10 protein-coding genes are annotated in these 14,252 nt (G+C 73.3%); 2 read left to right on the forward strand and 8 right to left on the reverse strand.

From position 1 onward, the window contains the following. Position 1: 1 nt before the first annotated feature. From J4G33_RS12380 to J4G33_RS12390, 3 genes are read right to left on the reverse strand one after another with little or no spacing between them, the layout of a single operon-like run. Positions 2-979: a DUF6807 domain-containing protein gene (locus J4G33_RS12380; RefSeq protein WP_208056278.1), complete on the reverse strand. Its 978-nt coding sequence runs from the start codon at positions 977-979 to the stop codon at positions 2-4. Then, positions 976-2,103, reverse strand: a complete 1,128-nt coding sequence (locus tag J4G33_RS12385; RefSeq protein ID WP_307793877.1) for a Gfo/Idh/MocA family protein — start codon at positions 2,101-2,103, stop codon at positions 976-978. The genes J4G33_RS12380 and J4G33_RS12385 overlap by 4 nt, the downstream gene beginning before the upstream one ends. Next, positions 2,100-3,407: a Gfo/Idh/MocA family protein gene (locus J4G33_RS12390; protein ID WP_307793878.1), complete on the reverse strand. Its 1,308-nt coding sequence runs from the start codon at positions 3,405-3,407 to the stop codon at positions 2,100-2,102. Before J4G33_RS12390 ends, J4G33_RS12385 begins: the two co-directional genes overlap by 4 nt. Positions 3,408-3,632: 225 nt before the next feature. On the opposite strand from J4G33_RS12390, the gene arfA reads away from it, so the two are divergent. Beyond that, positions 3,633-5,174, forward strand: a complete 1,542-nt coding sequence (gene arfA / locus J4G33_RS12395; protein ID WP_208056279.1) for an arabinosylfuranosidase ArfA — start codon at positions 3,633-3,635, stop codon at positions 5,172-5,174. Between the two features lie 37 nt (positions 5,175-5,211). Here the strand turns inward: arfA and J4G33_RS17630 are convergent, their stop codons facing one another. Beyond that, a complete protein-coding gene (locus tag J4G33_RS17630; protein ID WP_208056280.1) occupies positions 5,212-8,520 on the reverse strand; it encodes a DUF5107 domain-containing protein in 3,309 nt (1,102 codons plus the stop codon). An 88-nt stretch (positions 8,521-8,608) separates the two neighbouring features. On the opposite strand from J4G33_RS17630, the gene J4G33_RS12405 reads away from it, so the two are divergent. After that, positions 8,609-9,472 (forward strand): AraC family transcriptional regulator, encoded by an 864-nt coding sequence (locus tag J4G33_RS12405; protein ID WP_208056281.1) that lies wholly within the window; start codon positions 8,609-8,611, stop codon positions 9,470-9,472. Positions 9,473-9,481: 9 nt separating this feature from the next. Here the strand turns inward: J4G33_RS12405 and J4G33_RS12410 are convergent, their stop codons facing one another. The 4 genes from J4G33_RS12410 to J4G33_RS12425 are packed head-to-tail and all read right to left on the reverse strand — an operon-like array spanning position 9,482 to position 13,975. Then, positions 9,482-10,795 (reverse strand): cellulase-like family protein, encoded by a 1,314-nt coding sequence (locus J4G33_RS12410; RefSeq protein WP_208056282.1) that lies wholly within the window; start codon positions 10,793-10,795, stop codon positions 9,482-9,484. Between the two features lie 2 nt (positions 10,796-10,797). Continuing rightward, on the reverse strand, positions 10,798-11,733 hold the full coding sequence (locus J4G33_RS12415) for a carbohydrate ABC transporter permease (protein WP_372435065.1): 936 nt from the start codon (positions 11,731-11,733) through the stop codon (positions 10,798-10,800). Beyond that, the gene (locus J4G33_RS12420) at positions 11,730-12,653 is read right to left on the reverse strand and encodes a carbohydrate ABC transporter permease (RefSeq protein WP_208056284.1); all 924 of its coding nucleotides are present in this window, start codon (positions 12,651-12,653) and stop codon (positions 11,730-11,732) included. The genes J4G33_RS12415 and J4G33_RS12420 overlap by 4 nt, the downstream gene beginning before the upstream one ends. Before the next feature lie 2 nt (positions 12,654-12,655). Next, complete coding sequence (locus J4G33_RS12425) at positions 12,656-13,975, reverse strand: ABC transporter substrate-binding protein (protein ID WP_208056285.1); 1,320 nt, start codon at positions 13,973-13,975, stop codon at positions 12,656-12,658. Positions 13,976-14,252 lie beyond the last annotated feature (277 nt).

Below are 14,252 nucleotides of genomic sequence, written 5' to 3' on the forward strand. Positions count from 1 at the left end.
CTCAGCCCTCGCGACCGGCGGACCATGCCGTGAGCGCCGCGCGCCCCAGCCCGGCCAGCTCCTCGCCGCGGTCGGGGTCGGCCGCGCCGTCGGCGATGACCACCGCGTACCGGAACGTCAGCTCCGCCTGGGGCGGGAAGGGCACCTCCTCGCTGAAGAAGGGCGCCGGGTTGACCCCCGCGAACCACTCGTTGCGCATGAACCACTGCGGCGGGTGCTGCGGGTTGGCCGTGTCGTCGACCATGACGAGGGTCGAGTGCCGGGCGGTCTCGTCGTGCTGCCCGGTGAAGCCCATCCACTCGGCCCTGGTCCCGCGCACCTCCTCACCGCCCGCGTGCCCCGGGGCGAGGATGGTGCCGCCGGTGAAGGAGCGCGGCCCACGCCAGAAGAGGCCGCCGTACCCGGCGTTCTCGCGGCCCTTGGTGGTGGGCGAGCCGATGTCGAGGTCCTCCTCGCTCACGTTGCGCAGGGTCGAGGAGAAGGTCAGCACCCACACGTCCTCGGCCGGGGCCGTGACACCGAAGGCCCGCTGCTCGACGACGACGGCGGTGCCGACCTCGCGCCCCTCGGTGGGCTGGGTGTGCCAGACGAGGTCGTGCGCGACGTGCACGCCGTCCTCGTCGACCTCGAGGGCGGTGAACCGCTCGTGGTCCATCGAGCCGTCGTTGTCGAGCTGGACGTAGCCCTGCCCGTGCACGTAGTTGGGCCCGCCCCAGAAGTTGTGCGGCCCGACGTTCGGCAGGGACCACGCGATGCCCTTGTGCCACACGTGGTCGTGCGGGCGGAACAGGCTGACCAGGTCCCCGCCGAGGGTGTGCAACGGGTGGAAGTAGGGCCGCGGGGACTCGAGCTGCACGTCGTCGGGCTCGTAGACGTAGGTGAGCAGCGGCTGCCCGTCGCAGGAGACCTGCACCGAGCGGTCGAGGTCGTGCCGGACGGTCAGGTGCCGCGGGGTCGCGTCGTCGTGGTCGGTGGTCATCGGTGGTCCCCCTCAGTGGTGGTGGTGGTGGTCGTCGTCATCCAGGGCGCCCCCGTGCCGTCCATCCTGGAGTGGAACGGGTGCCCGGGCCCGATCTCGCCGCGTCGCACGGTCCTCCCGGTGAAGGCCGAGGCGTAGATCGCGGCGACCAGCTCGAGGGTGTCCCGGGCCTCGCGCAGGGTGACGGGCAGCGGGGTGCCGGCGTCGAGGGCGTCGAGGAGCACCCCCACCTGGCCGGTGTGGCTGCTGGACGGGGCGTCCGGGTCAGGCACCCAGTGCTCGGCCACCTGCTCGCTGCCGGGGGCCGGGGTGAAGGTCCAGTCGGCGTCGGTGTAGCCGTACAGGTGGTCGACCTCGAGGGTCGCGTGCTCGGTGTCGATGCGCAGCGAGGAGGTCTGCCGGGGCGAGACGAGGGAGTTGACGATCGTCGCGAGGGTCCCGTCGGCGAACCGCACCAGGGCCGTCGAGACGTCCTCGGTCTCGGTGTCCCGGGCCTGGCGCCCGGCCATCGCGCTGACCTCCTCCCAGGGCCCGAGCAGCGCGAGGAACAGGTCGATCTGGTGGATGCCGTGGCCCATGGTCGGGCCACCGCCCTCGACCTCCCACCTGCCCCGCCACGGGACGGCGAAGTACTCGGGGTCGCGGAACCACAGGGTGTGGCAGGTCGCGACCAGGGGCCGGCCCAGCACGCCGTCGGCCAGGAGGCGGCGCGCGCGCTCGGCCCCCGCCCCGAAGCGGTGCTGGAAGACGACCGCGACGTCGACCCCGGTGCGCTCGCTCACCGCGAGCAGCTCGTCGACCTCGGCCAGGCTCAGCGCGGGCGGCTTCTCCAGGAGCACGGGCACCCCGGCCTCGAGGCACTGCACCGCGAGGGGCACGTGGGAGCCCGGCGGGGTGCAGATGTGCGCGAGGTCGGGCGGCCCGTCCTCGCCCCCGGCCAGCGCTGCGGCCAGGTCCGTGCCCCAGCTCGCGAGCCCGTGCTGCTCGGCGAAGCCCTGGGCTCGACCGGCGTCGAGGTCCACCCCGTGCCCGACGACGGCCCGGTCGGCGTGGGCGGCGACCGCGCCGGCGTGAGCCCCGGCGATCGCCCCGGTCCCGATCATGAGGGTCCGACGACGGCTCACAGGTCGACCCCCAGGTCGAGGTCGGCGATCGCGACGGCCTGGCGGGTCCGCATCGACTCGTTGGCCGCGATGCCCACGGCGACCGCGCGCAGACCGTCGAGGTACCCCGCGGGGCGACCGAGGGGGTCCTGCCCCGGCCCGCGGAAGACGTCGGCCAGCAGGATCGCGTCCCCGCCACCGTGCCCGCCGATGCCCTCGGGGATGGGGTGCTCGGTGGCCCGCTCCCAGTGCCGCTGCACCAGCAGCCGGTCACCGACCGGGCGCAGGGAGTCCCCCGCGAAGGCCTCGGGGGTCGCGCTCGGGTCGAGCACCGCGCGGCCCTCCTCGTCGAACTCGACCGAGCCGCGCTCGACGACCTCGAGCTCGGCCCGCCCCTCGGTGCCGTTCACGGTGACCTTGTACCCCTCCCAGGGCGCGTGGGCGTTGAGGGAGTAGGTCAGGGTCGCGCCGCCGCGGTAGTCGACCAGCACGGCCATCGTGTCCTCGATGGTGATGCCGGGGCCGAAGACGTCCTGGTCGCGGCGGTAGCCGTCGTGGTGCTCGGCGTCGAGGTAGAGGGCCTTGAGCCGCGGGTCCTGCTCGAGGTCCAGGCACCAGTGGTCCTCGGCGTGGCCCGTGCCGCGCTCGGGCCGGTCGGTCATCCCGCGGGAGGCCGCGGCCTCGTCGCCGTAGAAGCGCAGGGCGCCGCTCGCGTAGACCCGCTCGGGCACGTCGTCGAGCCACCAGTTCACGAGGTCGACGTGGTGGCTCGACTTGTGGATCAGCAGCCCGCCCGAGAGGTCCTTGCGCCGGTGCCAGCGGCGGAAGTAGTCCGCCCCGTGGACGGTGTCCAGGGCCCACTCGAAGTGCACCGAGGTCGGGGTGCCGATGGCCCCCGAGGCGATGACCTCGCGCAGCGAGCTGTTCCGCGGGGCGTACCGGTAGTTGAAGGTCATGACGACGTCGCGGCCGGTCTCCGCCACCGCGCCGGTGATGGTGCGGCAGCCGTCGGCGTCGATGGTCAGCGGCTTCTCGACCACGGCGTCGGCCCCCGCGGCCAGCGTCCGGGAGACCAGGTCGGCGTGGGTGTGGTCGGGGGCCGTGACGATCACGACGTCGACCCTCTGCTCGGCGATCATCCGCTCGAGGTCGGCCGGGAGGTAGCGCGGCAGCGGGTCAGGGCCTCCGCGCTGGGCCACCTGGGTGTCGTAGTACTCGGCCCGGGTCGGGTTGGGCTCGCACCACGCCACGAGCTCGGCGACCTCGGCGTGCGCCCCGAGGATCGCGTCGACGTACATCCACGCCCGGTGGCCGGTCCCAGCCACGGCGTACCTGCGTCGGCCGGAGGCGGGGGCCGGTCGTGCTGGCTGGGCGGTCGGGGCTGGCTGTGCTGGATGGATCACGCGCGTCCTTGGTCGTGAGGTCTCGAGGCACGTCGGAAAGCGCCTTCCGGATGCCGCAAACCCTACAGGGCGACGGTGTTTGACAACGATGTAGATCCATCATTAGATCGATACGACCCCGATCCTGCTGAGCACACCGAGGAACCGATGACGACGTCGCACGCCCGCGTCCTGCTCCACCCCGGCTACACCGTGGGCCCCGTCGACCGCCGCGTCTTCGGGTCCTTCGTCGAGCACCTCGGTCGGGCGGTGTACACCGGCATCTACGAGCCTGACCACGCCACGGCCGACGAGCACGGTTTTCGCCGTGACGTCGCCGACCTCACCCGCGAGCTCGGCGCGACCATGCTCCGCTACCCGGGTGGCAACTTCGTCTCCAACTACGTGTGGGAGGACGCCGTCGGGCCGGTCGAGGACCGCAAGCCCTTCATCGACCTCGCGTGGCGGACCATCGAGCCCAACACCGTGGGGACCGACGAGTTCCTGCAGTGGGCCGAGCGCGAGGGCATCGAGCCGATGATGGCCGTCAACCTCGGCACCCGGGGCGTGGCCGAGGCCGCGGCCCTGCTGGAGTACTGCAACGGCGAGGCCGGCTCGCGCTGGGCGGACCTGCGCATCGCCAACGGCCGCGAGAAGCCCTACGGGGTCAAGCTCTGGTGCCTGGGGAACGAGATGGACGGCCCGTGGCAGATCGGCCACAAGGACGCCCACGAGTACGGCAAGCTCGCCGCCGAGGCCGGCAAGGCCATGAAGCTGGTCGACCCCTCGATCGAGCTCGTCGTGTGCGGCTCCTCCTCGATGGACATGGACACCTTCGGCGAGTGGGAGCAGACGGTCCTGGGCTACACCTACGACCTGGTCGACCACATCTCGATGCACGCCTACTACGAGGAGCACAGCGGCGACCGCGCCTCCTTCCTCGGCTCGGGCACCTCGATGGACCGGTTCATCCGTCGCGTGGTCGCCTCGGCCGACGCGGTCGGTGCCCGCCGCCGCTCGGACAAGAAGATCACCATCTCCTTCGACGAGTGGAACGTCTGGTACCTGCAGACCCGGTTCGAGGGCGAGGCCAACATCCCGCTGCGCCCGGCTCCCGCGCGCATCATCGAGGACGTCTACTCGGGGCTCGACGCCGTGGTGGTCGGCGACCTCATGGTGACCCTGCTCAACCACGCCGACCGGGTGCCCGTGGCCTGCTTGGCCCAGCTGGTCAACGTCATCGCCCCGATCATGACCGAGCCCGGCGGTGAGGCCTGGCGCCAGCCGACCTTCCACCCCTTCGCGACCACCGCCCGCCTGGCCCAGGGCACCGCCCTCGACCTGCGCGTCGACTCCCCCACCACGACGACGGCACGGCACGGCGAGGTCCCGACGGTCACGGCTGCCTCGACCTGGGACGAGGAGTCCGGGGCCTTCGCCCTGTTCCTCACCAACCGCACGGCCGAGCCGGTCGAGGTCACGGTGGACCACACGGGCCTGTCGGTGGTCCTCGCAGGCGGGTACCGCATGGTCGCCGACCACGAGCCCGCGGTCGAAGGCCCCGAGCACGCGGCCAAGGTCGCGGCCGGGTGCTGGAGCGAGCTCGAGGCCCCGGTGCCCAGCCCCGCCGCCGGCACGACGCCCTCCCTCACCGTGACCCTGGCCCCCGAGTCCTGGACCGCCTGGCACGGCACGGCCCAGCGCGCCTGAGCCTGCGGGCCGCACCACCTGCCGACCCGCGCCCTCCTCAAGCCCGGTGCTCGAGGAGGGAGCGGAGGTCGGCGAGCTCGTGGTCGACGGCGTCGGCCGGGTCCGTGACGAACAGGAGCATCGCGGGCAGCGAGGTCGCGAAGTAGTCCGTCGTCGGGCGGGCGGCCTCGAGCCGGGCCACCCGCGCGCGCACGGCGGCCCAGGCGCGCTCGGCCCGCTCCTCCTCCCCCAGCCGGACCTCGGCGACAGCCACGAAGCAGGTACCCCGGTCGGCCTGACGTGACGGCGTGACGTCGGGGGCCGCGACGTCCTGGCTCGCGGCCTGCCACGCTGCCCGTGCCTCCTCGCCCCGCCCGGCAGCGGCGAGCACGTCCCCCCGCACCAGGTGCACCTCGGCCACCGAGTCCAGGGCGTGCCGAGCCTCGCCGAGGGAGAGGGGCGGGTCGAGGGCCGCGTCGGCAGCCTCGAGGGCGTCGTCGAGCGCGGTGTCCCCCACCTCGAGCCCTGCGCGCGCCATCGCGAGGCAGGCCCGGGTGAAGGCCCCCAGCGCCCTGCCCTCGCCGCCCTCCCAGGGGTGCAGCGGCCGGCCCGTCACCAGAGCACGGGCCTCGCGGGCGCGCCCGACGGCGGTGAGCAGCTCGGCCCGCTCGACGAGCAGGTCGTCACGGGCTGCCAGGTGGCGCTCCGCCCCGGCGAGCGCGGCGAGCCGCTCGGCGGGCCCTACCCCGCGACGCCGGGCCAGCTGGTCCCGCTCGACCCAGAGCCGGGCGTCCTGCGGCGCGAGCTCGACGGCCCGGTCGTAGAGGTCTGCGGCCTCGGCCTCGTCCCCGCCGGTGTTGACCAGCGCCACCGCGGCGTTGCGCAGCAGCACCGGGTCGCCGGACCCGCCTGCGAGGGCCGCCCCCTCCAGGGCCTGGCGGAACCGCCACAGCGCCTCGACCGGTCGACGCCGGTCGTAGAGCCACATGCCCAGCAGCGCGAGGGCTCGCAGGTCGGTCGGGTCCGCCTGCACCGCGGCGAGCAGCGCGTCGTGGTCGCCGAGCCCGGCGGGGAAGGCGTAGCGGTCCTCGACCTCACGGGCGAGGCGACGACGGTCCGCGGCCTCGGCCCCCCGACCCGCCCGGTCCAGGAGCAGGGCCGCGAGGTAGTGGGCGCAGGGCGCGGCGTTCCCCGCAGGCCCCGCCGGGACCGCGGCGGCCCGGCCCAGCAGGGCCAGCGCCCGCTCGGTCTCCCCGCTCGCGGCGTGGTCGAGGGCGACGTCGACCAGGACGCGGGCGTCGGCCGAGGGCTCGAGGTCGGCGAGGTCCCGGTTCCACGGGTCGAGGGGGTCCAGGGCGAGGGTCGCGGCGAGCCGCGCGGCCGCCTCCTCCTCGCGGCCCAGCCGACGCAGGAGGACGACCTCGAGGGCCCGGGCGCGCAGGTCCTCGGAGTCGAGCCGGCGTGCCGTCGCGACCACCTCGAGGGCCCTGCGGTCCCGGCCCGCGCCGGCGTCGAGAAAGGCCATCTGCAGCTGCGCGGCGTGGGCCCATCGGCCGTCCCACGCGGCCTTGGCGAAGGAGTCGTACGCATCCTCCGCCCGGTCGAGCCGCGCGAGGGCCAGGCCGCGACGGTAGGAGGCCTCGCCGTCGGCCGGGTTGGGGTTGCGCGCGGTGAGCCGGGCGAGGGCGGCGTCGAGGTGCTCGAGGGCCCCGGCGTAGTCCCCGTCGCGGTGCAGGGCCGCGCCGAGGGCGACGTTGATCCGCGCGTCCCCCGGGTCTCGTCGCAGGCCCTCGAGCCAGTAGGACCGCGGGTCCACGGTCGGGTGGCGGTACTGCTCGAGGTGCACACCGGTCAGGTACAGCTCGTCCTGGCTCGGCACGTCGACGGGCTCGGGCGGCCGGGTCGCGGCCGCCGGCTCGGGGTGGTCACCGGGGCGCGCGCGCTCGGTCCAGCGCAGCAGCTCGTGCCCCGCGTGCTCGACGACGAGGACCACGTCCCGCGCGGTGGACCCGCTGGGCACCGAGCAGGTCTCGACCAGCGGGTCCCCCGGGGCCAGGTCGACGGTCCACGTCGCCAGCACCTCGGGCCGCGCGCCCGGAGGAGCTGCCTCCTCCCGCCCGGCCCGCTCGAGCCGCACCGTCGCCCCGGGCAGCTCCCGCGCGCTCGCGACCCCGACCCGGGCCACGCCGTCGGCCACCGCGAGGGAGACCGCCGTCTCCCGGGTGGCCTGGTGCGCGGGCCCGATCCGGTGGATCGGGAACCAGTGCTGCGAGAAGGTCCTGGTCTCCCCGGGCCGCAGGAACGAGAAGTCCGGCTGGTTGTCGGTGAAGACCCCGGCCATGAGCTCGACGTAGGGACCGTCCTCGTCGGTCAGCTGACGGTCCCAGGCCTGCCCGAAGCCCGCGTTGCCCCAGGTCCACTGCTTCTTGCCGGGGGCGATGCGGCGGTCGGCCCAGTGCACGAACCCCGCCTGGACGTGGTGGTCGTACCCGCCGAAGAAGTCGTCCTGGGTCTCGAGCACCATGTAAGAGGTCGGCACCGGGATGTTCCGGAACAGGTCGAGGCGGTCCGCCTCGGGGTCCTCCGGGGTGACCCTCGCCGGGTAGTCGATCCCGTAGTACGGCCGGTCGGCACGGGGGAAGGCCGTGATGGCGCGGCGGGCGTGGTCGGCCACGTACCGCACGTCGGTGGGGAAGAAGGACTGGTAGCCGTCGTGGGCCCGGGCCGCGACGTTGGCCCACCACATGACGGTCTGGACGTCCTCGGTGCGGTTGTGCAGCCGGACCACGAGCTCGAGGGTCGCGAGGTCGGGGTGCAGCCGGATCCCGTGCATGCCCTTCATCCGGGCGAAGGGGTCGTGGTCCGAGCACCAGACGGTCACCGCGCCGTCCTCGTGCTCCTCGACCTGCGTGGCGACCGGGAGGAAGGTGGTCGGCCGGTGGTGCTGGGGCCAGTTGAGCTCGAGGCCCCCCGAGATCCACGGCCCCGCGAGCCCGACGAGCGCGGGCTTGATCACGCGGTTGCGGTAGAAGAGGTCGTACCCCGCGGCCTTGTCCCACGCGACGTGCACCCGCCCGCCGAGCTCGGGCATGACCACGAGCCGCAGCCAGCGGTTCTCCAGGTGGACGGCCTCCCAGGCGCGGGGCTCGGCGCGGTCCGCCACCCCGTCGACGAAGGGCAGCGGGTACACCCGGCCGCTGGCCCCCTGGTAGACCCGGCGCTCGAGGAACATCGGGTAGCGCTCGGGCTCGGCCGGGGCGTAGGTCGGCAGGGTGACCGGCTGGCGCCAGGCCACCGCGCCCCCCGCGGCCAGGCGCTCGCGCAGCTCGGCAGGAGGGTCGGGCAGGAGGTCAACGCTGTCGTCCACGAGGTCGAACCTAGGCGCGGGCCCGGCGGTGCGGAATGGTCGGTCATCCACCCGCCCTGGACGATCCGCTGCTGCTACGGTCCCGACCATGGCCCTGCGCGACGGATTCGAGAACCAACGGCTGTGCGTGGTGCCCCGCCCGCTCGTGACGGCGGCCCTGGCCCGGCCCATCACCCGGCGGCTCGTGGTGAGCGACGCCGGCTGGTTCCCGCGAGCGGCTGACCACGCCCGCGAGCGCCCGCGTGGCACCGAGGAGACGATCGTCATCGTGTGCATGGCCGGGGCCGGCTGGGCTCACCTGGGCGGGGCGCGGCACCGGATCGGGGCGGGGAACGCCCTGCTGATCCCGGCCGGCGAGCCGCACGCCTACGGCGCCTCGGAGATCGAGCCCTGGACGATCTGGTGGTGCCACCTGCGCGGGACGGACCTGCGCGAGCTGGTGGCCGGCACGGGGGCGACGACGGAGCGCCCGGTCATCCCGCTGCGTGCCGTGGACCGCGCGGTCGCCCTCCTCGACGAGATCGTCAGCAACCTCGAGCGGGACCAGTCCCCCGCCCGCCTGCTCGGCACCGCCGGGGTGGCGTGGAACCTGCTCACCCTGCTCGCCACCGACCAGCTGACCGGGGTGCGCGGGGACCCGCTCGAGCGCGCGATGAGCTACCTGGCGGAGCGTCTCGACAGCCCCATCACCGTCGCGGACCTCGCGGCCCTGGTCGGGGTCTCGCCCTCGCACCTGAGCGCCCTGGTCCACCGCGCGACCGGCGGTGGGGTGATCGCCCACCACACGGCCCTGCGCATGGCCCGCGCCCGGCACCTGCTGGACACCACCGACCAGGCCGTCAGGGTCGTGGCCCGCGAGGTGGGCTACACCGACCCCTTCTACTTCTCGCGGCTCTTCCGCCGCACCCACGGCGAGAGCCCCTCGCAGTACCGCGCCCACCACAAGGGCTGACCTGCCGCCTCAGGCGCGCAGGATCTCCCCGGTGACCCGCTGCTGCCAGGCGACGTCGGCCCACATCGGGTGGTGCGGGGCGGCGTTGGAGGAGAGGACCATCCCCCACACCCCGTGCTCGAGGGCCGTGGCGACCCCGAGCTCGGCGAGGTCGGTGCCCACCGGGCCCTCCTCGAACTGGCCGTCGCGCGGGGTGTAGCCCACCCAGCCCTCGCCGATCACGGTCGGCACCCCACGCCGTCGGGCCCAGGCGGTGACCGCGACGACGCGGGAGGTGATCTCGCGCTGCATCGCGAGCCGGTGCTCTCCGTAGTGGGCGTAGAGCCAGCCGTCCCACCGTCGCGGGTCGATCCAGTCGTAGCCGTAGACCATCTGGTCGGTCACGACGGTGGCCTCGAGCTTCCACGCCGCGGGCCGGCCGTACTCGGCCAGGCTCGGGGCGTCCTGGCGCAGCAGTCCGCGCAGCGTGGCGTTCGGGAAGCCCTCGTCCCCCGCCCCGCGGATGTCGATCTGCTGCTGCAGGGCGTCGAGCACCCCGTAGGCGTACACGTGGAACTGGGCGACCTGCAGGGTCGGGCTGGCCGCGGCCATGTCCAGGTGCGGGGGCTTGCCGTAGCTCGCCGTCACCAGCTGCCCCGGGTGCTCGTCCGCGACCTGCTCGACGGCCCGCTCCCCGGCCCCGGCGAGGGCCGGCAGCAGGGAGAAGTCGACCTCGTTGTGGATCTCGGTGAAAGCCACCGCGTCGGCCAGGCCGTGCTCGGCGAGCACCTCGAGCATGCGGCTCGTGGCCCGGCCCAGCACCGCGTAGCGCTCCTCGAGGGGTACCGCGTGGAGGGCCTCGAACCACGCGGGGTCGGCCGCGAAGGCCGGGGACTGCTGGTACTCCCAGCTCGCGAGGATCACGACGACGCCGTGCCGGCGTGCGGTGGCCACCAGCTCGAGGAAGCGGGCCCGCAGGTCGAGGCGGTATCCCCCCGCGGCGTCGTACCAGCGGGTGCCCTGGCCGTAGCTGCCGTACCCCGGCGAGGTGCCCAGGCCCTCGACCGGCAGGTCCGTCGCGAGCCCGTCGAGACCGAGGTCACCGAAGAGCAGCACGGGGGCCGCGCAGATGCGCACCGCGTTGTAGCCGCGGTGCACGGTCTGGGCGAAGGCCTCGTCGAGGTCGCGGTAGGGCTCGCCGGGCGCGGCGCGGGTGTACCAGGAGAAGTCCCACAGGCAGACCGTGAGCCGACCGGGCAGGTGGTCGGGGACCGGCCCGGTCAGGCCCGTGGTGGCCGGTCCGGGCTCGTGCCCCGAGCCGAGGAACCGCGTGCTGCCGGTCATGCTCACCCCTTCGTCGCGCCGGCGGTCAGTCCAGCACGCCAGAAGCGCTGGAGCGAGACCATCACGCCGACCAGGAACAGGGCCGAGACGGCCGAGCCCGTCACGACCAGCGTGTAGAAGTTCGGGTCCCGCTGGATCTGGGAGTTCCACAGGGTCAGGCCCAGGGTCACCGGGAAGGTCCGGGTGTCGTTGAGCATCACCAGGGGCAGCAGGTAGTTGTTCCAGATCGCGACGAACTGGAACAGGAAGATCGTGACCAGGGCCGGGGTCATCATGCGGCTCGCGATCGTGAGGAAGATGCGGACCTCCCCGGCGCCGTCGAGCCGTGCGGCCTCGATCACCTCCTCGGGCACCGCGCTGGTCGCGTAGATGCGTCCCAGGTACACCCCGAACGGGCTGACCATGCTGGGCAGCAGCACGCTCCAGTACGTGCCGGTGAGGCCGACCGTGTTGAGCAGGAAGTACAGCGGCAGGGCGATCACGGTCGCGGGCATCAGCACCCCGCCCAGGATCGTCGCGAACAGCAGCTCCTTGCCCCGGAACTGGTAGATCGCCAGGGCATACCCGCAGGCGGCGCTCATCGCCATGGCGACCAGGGCACCCACCCCCGAGTACACGAGGCTGTTGCCGAGCCACCGCAGGAAGGCCCCGCCGTCCTGGCCCATCAGGCGGCTCAGGTTGGCCCCCAGCTGGGGGCTGTCGGAGAACCACAGCCCGAAGGTCGAGAACAGGTCCCCCGGGCTCTTGGTCGCCGAGAGCAGCACCCAGACCATCGGCAGCATGAAGTACACGGCGGCCAGCATGAGCACAGCCATCACCGCGGTCGAGCCGAGCCATGCGGTGCGCGGGGTGCCGGCCGGGGGACGCGGGCGCCGTGGGCCACGGGTGGCCCGCGGGTCCCGAGGGGCCTGGGGAGGACGTGGCGCCTGGGTGGTCACCATGCTCGGTTGCCCTTCCTGTTGACCAGCCGGAGGAACCCGAAGGAGGCCACGAAGGCCATCACCGCGACGATGACCGCCATGGCTGCCGCCAGGTTCGCGTTGCCGTAGGAGAAGGCCTGGTTGTAGGCGGCCAGGTTCGGGGTGAAGTCGGAGTTGATGGCCGTGGTGAGGGGGCGCAGGATGAGCGGCTCGACGAAGAGCTGCAGGGTCCCGATGATCGTGAAGACCGTGACGAGGATGATCGAGGGCCGCAGCAGCGGGAGCTTGATCCGCCAGATGGTCTGCCACTCCCCCGCGCCGTCGATCGAGGCGGCCTCGTACAGCTCGGCGGGGACGGCCTGCAGGGCCGCGACGAGGATCAGCATGTTGTAGCCCGCGAACCCCCACAGCGCGATGTTCGCGATCGCGAAGAGCACGGTGTCCGAGCTGAGCGGGGTCAGGTCGATGCCGACGCCGCGCAGGCCCTGGAGCACCGGGCTCGTGGCCGGGATGTAGAGGAAGCCCCACAGCAGGGCGGCGATCACGCCGGGGACCCCGTAGGGCATGAAGAAGACCACCCGGAACACCCGGGGGAACCGCGCCTTGCCCGACTCCAGGAGCAGTGCCAGCCCCAGGGCGGTGCCGACCATCATCGGCACCAGGATCACCGAGAAGAGCAGCAGCCGGCCCAGGCTCTCGACGAACACCGGGGTGCTCAGGGCCTGCACGTAGTTGTCGAGGGCCACGAAGACCCGCTCGGGCGGGCCGAGGCCCAGGCCGCTGCTGCGCCTCGTGAACAAGCTGTCCACGAGGGCGTAGCCGATCGGGGCGACGAAGAACGCCAGGAAGAACAGGACGAAGGGGCCGATGAGGGTCACCGCCGCGCCGCCGTGGCGCTGGGCGCGACCACGGCGGCGGGCGACGGGTGCAGCGGTCATCCTCAGTCCGCGACGTTGATGCCGCGCTGCTCGAGGGCGGCGCGCATGTCCGCCTCGGTCGCCGCGTAGGCCTCGGTCAGGTCGGTCCCGTCCTCGACCGCGGTGCTGACGTTGTCGGTCAGGCTCGCGTAGAGGGTCGAGACCAGCGGGGGCCAGGTCCAGGACGTGTCCACCGCGGCGTCGGCCTCGGCGAAGACCTCCCAGATGTTCTGCCCGCCGTAGAAGTCGAAGACCTCGGGGTCGTCCTGCAGCGAGTCGATCTGCGAGGTGTCGGCGATCGCGGGCCACCCCGCCCCCACGCTGGTGAGGATGCTGACGCTCTCGGGGTCGCTGTTGAGCCACAGCGCGAACTCGGCGGCCTCGGCCGGGTGCTCGGTCCCGCGCAGCACGACGCTCGAGGAGCCGCCGTCCCAGGTGGCCGAGACGAGCTCGCCGCCCTCCTCCCACTGCGGGACGTGCGCGACCCCCCAGGAGCCCGCGGTCTCCGGGGCGGTGCCCCGGACGATCGCGTCGGCCCAGGAGCCCGAGATCCAGCTCAGCACGTTCCCGTTCTGGATGTCCGCGTTCCACTCGCTCGACATGTCGGCCTCGATCTTGACGAGGTCCTCGTCGATCATGCGCTGCCAGAGCTCGGCGACCCGGGTGGTGCTCTCGTCGGTCAGGTCGACCTGCCAGGCGTCCCCCTCGACCGTGAACCACTGGGCCCCCGACTGCTGGGCCAGGCCGGTCATCCACGGGGACTGGTTGAAGGCGAAGGCCGCGATGTAGCGGTCGGGGTCGGAGGCACGGACGACCTGGGCGGCATCGTAGAACTGGTCCCAGGTCTCGGGGGCCTCGAGGCCGAGCTCGGTGAAGATGTCCTCGCGGTAGAACATGCCCAGCGGACCCGCGGCCTGCGGCACGGCGTAGACCCGCTCGTCGAACACCCCGGTCTGCCACTGCCACGCGGTGAAGGTGTCGGCGTGGTCGGCCGTGTCCTCGGTGATGTCCTCGAGGGCGTCGGCCAGGAGGAAGTCCGCGACCGAGCTGTACCCGACCTGGGCGACGTCGGCGGCGTTGCCCGCCTCGACGGCCGAGATCATCGTCGCGTAACCGCCGTCGGGCCCGGCCGTGATGGTCTCGAGCTCGACGTGGATGTCGTCGTGGGCGGCGTTGAAGGCGTCGACCGCCTGGTCGATGTTGGGCACCCAGGACTGGAAGGTGAGCTCGACGGGTTCCCCCGACGACGTCCCGTCCTCCTGCGCGGGACCGTCGGATGGATCATCGGACGAGCAGGCCGCCAGGACGAGGACCAGGGCACCGGCGGCTGCGCCGACAGCCACCCTCCTCGAGCGGCGGGGCTGGGGGGACCTGCGAAGCATCGTTGCTCCCTTGAGTCGTGGTCAGCGAGGGCCGGCCTGCGAAGGTGCGACCGGCGTCGTTCCCGGACGACGCTAGGCGCTGCGCTCGGCGACCGACATGGGCGAATCCCTCTCTCGCCTGGAGGATCCGACGGTCGTTCCGGCGGCCCCGGCCCACGCCCGCGAGCTGCGTCATCCGGAGCGCCGCACCTCGCGACAGCCCAGGCCGAGCACCAGCAGCAGGGCCGCACGGGTGAAC

The sequence above is a fragment of the Actinotalea soli genome (assembly GCF_017565425.1).
Lineage (GTDB): Bacteria > Actinomycetota > Actinomycetes > Actinomycetales > Cellulomonadaceae > Actinotalea > Actinotalea soli.